3 protein-coding genes are annotated in these 1,284 nt (G+C 48.3%); all 3 read left to right on the top strand.

What is annotated here, in order from left to right; genetic code table 11:
• Window positions 1-179: 179 nt before the first annotated feature.
• Window positions 180-620, top strand: a complete 441-nt coding sequence (locus V7L95_RS04125) for a hypothetical protein (protein WP_340968162.1) — start codon at window positions 180-182, stop codon at window positions 618-620.
• A complete protein-coding gene (locus tag V7L95_RS04120) occupies window positions 617-790 on the top strand; it encodes a hypothetical protein (protein WP_340968161.1) in 174 nt (57 codons plus the stop codon). The genes V7L95_RS04125 and V7L95_RS04120 overlap by 4 nt, the downstream gene beginning before the upstream one ends.
• Window positions 791-947: 157 nt before the next feature.
• Window positions 948-1,284 (top strand): class Ib ribonucleoside-diphosphate reductase assembly flavoprotein NrdI (gene nrdI, locus V7L95_RS04115; RefSeq protein WP_340968158.1); only part of this gene is annotated, 337 nt, incomplete at its 3' end.

Raw genomic sequence — 1,284 nt, 5'->3', positions numbered from 1 at the left:
TCGTTTTACTATAAGCTGCGGAATGTGGGTGACGGAGGTTTGTTTATCGTAATCATCGTCGTCACCGTCGCGACTTTAATTACCGGAATGGTGACGATACCTATCGGTGTCATGAAAATGCTGAGTCCGGAATACTACGCAATCAAAGAAATCCTCGACACGATCGGAGGTAAATGACGATGGAAGATACGCCTAACGTTACTATATCGCAGGAGTCATACGATAATCTGATAAACGCTTCGGTCGCGCTGGTCAATCAGTTGCGGCAAAAAGAAGCGGATAAAACGGCGGTCATTACGCCTGAAGAAGCCGAGTTTGCTAACGCGTTCTTCTCATATTCAAAAGAGACGATCGAAGCGGTTAAGGGACGTTATGGAGACGATATAAAAGCGGCTGAGAAGCGTAAAGTCAGCGCGGTTGAATATGCGGAAATGTATAGCGTTCCACTCGCAAATTTGACCGACATGAAGCGCCGATTGGAAGTCGATCTGATCGATCATGATTACCGGCTAAGTCGCCTCGAATCTAAACGGATTGAGACGGAAATCGAGCGTGATCGGACGGCTGCTAGGATTGCGGAATTAAATGCGGAAATTGAACGGAGAGGTGGACGCGGATGAGAAAATACGAAGATATTGAAACGGAACTTTTCGAATTATACGACTTGGTTGAGGTTACCGAAAATAAAATCGACGACTTAGAAGGCGAGCTCAACTATCTGAACGAAAAAGTCGATGAACTCGAAGAAGAATTGGCGGCATTAGACGTCGAGGCGGGTGAAGACGAATGATTACGTACGTAGCGCTATTCAGCCTCGCGATTCTCATTATATTTGTAGGCGGCGTGAAGGCGAAAACGTTCGAAGAAATCACGACGAAAATCGCCGGCCTCGTTTTGTTGATCATTCCTACCGCGGTGCTGTTAGCGTACGCGACCGGAGTTCAGCCGTGATCGTTTATTTCTACTCGCTGACGGGAAACGTGCGGCGGTTCATCGCTAAGACCGGACTAGGCGGGCAGGCACGCGAAGTCAAGACGGGCGAGGTCGTTGAGGAACCGTTCGTGCTGGTAACGCCGACATATGACTTCGGTCAGCCGCCCGCAACGGTAAGCGAATGGCTTAAGGATAACGGCGATTGGATGGTCGGAGTGGCTGCTTCGGGAAATCTTGTGTGGGCGGATAATTTCGCGAGAGCAGCTGATCAAATAGCTAGCGAATATAATGTGCCCGTTATTACTAAGTTCGAATTAGCAGGGTCTGATAGAGATGTAAATGCATTCAAAA

The organism is Bacillus sp. PPSBB_11, from assembly GCF_038023285.1.
In the GTDB taxonomy this organism is placed as follows: domain Bacteria; phylum Bacillota; class Bacilli; order Bacillales; family Bacillaceae; genus Bacillus; species Bacillus altitudinis.
Note: the sequence above shows the minus strand (reverse complement) of the source record. Positions and strands in the feature narration are given on the sequence as shown.

Coding starts and splice junctions, on each gene's coding strand:
- V7L95_RS04120 (WP_340968161.1), top strand. CDS start 617: ATGAGAAAATACGAAGATATTGAAACGGAACTTTTCGAATTATACGAC.
- V7L95_RS04125 (WP_340968162.1), top strand. CDS start 180: ATGGAAGATACGCCTAACGTTACTATATCGCAGGAGTCATACGATAAT.